Origin of the sequence: Streptococcus mitis (assembly GCF_001579035.1) — a bacterium.
Classification (GTDB): domain Bacteria; phylum Bacillota; class Bacilli; order Lactobacillales; family Streptococcaceae; genus Streptococcus; species Streptococcus mitis_J.
Window position 1 is genome coordinate 125,180 of record NZ_KQ970288.1, and the last position, 2,285, is coordinate 127,464.

The following is a 2,285-nucleotide window of genomic DNA, read 5'->3' on the forward strand; positions in this document are numbered from 1 at the left end:
CCAATCACCAAGCCAGAACCGTGGTCAATAAAGACTCCAGAGTCGATTTGAGCACCTGGATGAATCTCAATTTGAGTCCAAAAGCGCCAAAACTGGCTGTGCATACGCGCCAAGAGTTTAAAGCCATGCTTCCAGAGAAAATGCGAGAGACGGTGGGCCGCCAAGGCCTTGACACCTGGATAAGTCAGCAAAACCTCCAAAGTGGTGCGGGCCGCTGGATCATTTTCTTTTACGATATCAATGGTTTCGCGCCACCATCCCATACATTTCTCCTTTTCTTATTCTGAATCTTTCGGTGTTTCTGTAAATTCTTTCTTAGGTTTGTGGTCCTTGTGATGACGTGGGCGGTGAGGACGCTCTGATTTTTCACCTTTTTCATCACGTTCAGGTTTTGGAGGACGAGGAAGAAGGGCTTTCATAGAAGCATCCACACGTCCTTTTTCATCAACCTTGATAACCTTAACATCAACTTCATCCCCGATTGCTACCAAGTCTTCGACATTATTGGTACGCGTCCAAGCCATCTCCGAAATATGAACAAGAGCATCTGTCTTGTCAAAGAGGTTAACAAAGGCACCAAATTTCTCGATACGAACGACTTTAGCACGGTAAACTTCATCCACTTTGGCTTCACGGACCAAACCAGCAATAATTTCTTTAGCACGGTTAATAGCATCTTGATCGCTAGAGTAGATAGATACATGTCCTTCTTCATCGATATCAATCTTAACGCCTGTTTCGGCGATAATCTTGTCGATGGTTTCTCCACCCTTACCGATGACAATCTTAATCTTGTCCACATCAATCTTAATGGTATCAATTTTCGGAGCAGTTGGAGCCAATTCTGTACGAACTTCTGGAATGGTTGCTTCAATCACATCAAGGATTTCAAAACGCGCTTTCTTGGCTTGGGCAAGAGCCTCAGTCAAGATTTCTGCAGTAATCCCTTGAATCTTGATATCCATTTGAAGGGCTGTAATCCCGTCACGAGTACCTGCAACCTTAAAGTCCATATCTCCAAAGTGGTCTTCCAAACCTTGGATATCTGTCAAGACTGTATAGTTGTTTCCATCTGAGATGAGACCCATGGCAATCCCTGCTACTGGCGCCTTGATTGGCACACCGCCAGCCATAAGGGCAAGCGTTCCCGCACAGATAGAGGCTTGAGAAGAAGAACCGTTTGATTCCAAGACTTCTGCTACCAAACGGATAGCATATGGGAATTCTTCCAAACTTGGCAAGACTTGAGCAAGAGCACGCTCACCAAGAGCACCGTGACCGATTTCACGACGACCAGGTGCACCGTAGCGTCCAGTTTCACCTACAGAGTATTGTGGGAAGTTATAGTGGTGCATAAAGCGTTTCTTATACTCTGGATCCAAACCATCAATGATTTGAGTTTCACCCATCGGAGCCAAGGTCAAGACTGAAAGAGCCTGAGTTTGCCCACGAGTAAAGAGACCTGAACCGTGCACACGAGGAAGGAAGTCAACAACCGCATCCAAAGGACGGATTTCATCGACCTTACGACCATCAGGACGCACCTTGTCTTCTGTGATCAAACGACGCACTTCAGCGTGCTCCATTTGTTCCAAGATTTCAGCCACATCACGCATGATCCGGTCAAATTCTTCGTGGTCCGCATATTTCTCTTCGTAAACAGCAGTCACTTGGTCTTTCACTGCTTGAGTTGCAGCTTCACGAGCCAATTTTTCTTCTACTTGAACCGCTTTTTGAAGGTCGCTGTTGTAGGCTGCGATGATTTCAGTTTGCAATTCAGCATCTACATGAAGCAATTCTACTTCTGCTTTTTCCTTACCGACAGCAGCAACGATTTCTTCTTGGAAGGCAATCAATTCTTTGACTGCTTCGTGCCCTTTAAGGAGAGCTTCCAACATGATTTCTTCTGACAATTCTTTGGCACCAGATTCTACCATATTGATGGCGTGTTTGGTACCAGCTACTGTCAATTCAAGGAGAGATTGCTCTGCTTGTTCTTGCGTAGGGTTGATGATGATTTGACCATCCACATAGCCCACCTGTACCCCAGCGACTGGTCCGTCAAATGGAATATCTGAAATGGAAAGTGCCAAGGATGAACCAAACATAGCAGCCATTGGTGCAGAGGCATTTTCATCATAAGAAAGCACTGTGTTGATAACTTGGACTTCATTACGGAAACCTTCCGCAAACATAGGACGGATTGGACGGTCAATCAAACGCGCTGTCAAGGTCGCATCTGTTGAAGGACGTCCTTCACGTTTCATAAAGCCACCAGGAAACTT

Annotated in this window: 2 protein-coding genes; both read right to left on the minus strand. The window is 45.6% G+C overall.

The genetic code is table 11. The features are described from left to right. On the minus strand, positions 1–263 hold a 263-nt coding region (locus SMIDD26_RS13085), incomplete at its 3' end, for a serine O-acetyltransferase (protein ID WP_419986655.1). Positions 264–278: 15 nt separating this feature from the next. Continuing rightward, positions 279–2,285: polyribonucleotide nucleotidyltransferase (pnp, locus tag SMIDD26_RS06815; RefSeq protein WP_134990226.1), on the minus strand; the 2,007-nt coding region annotated here is incomplete at its 5' end.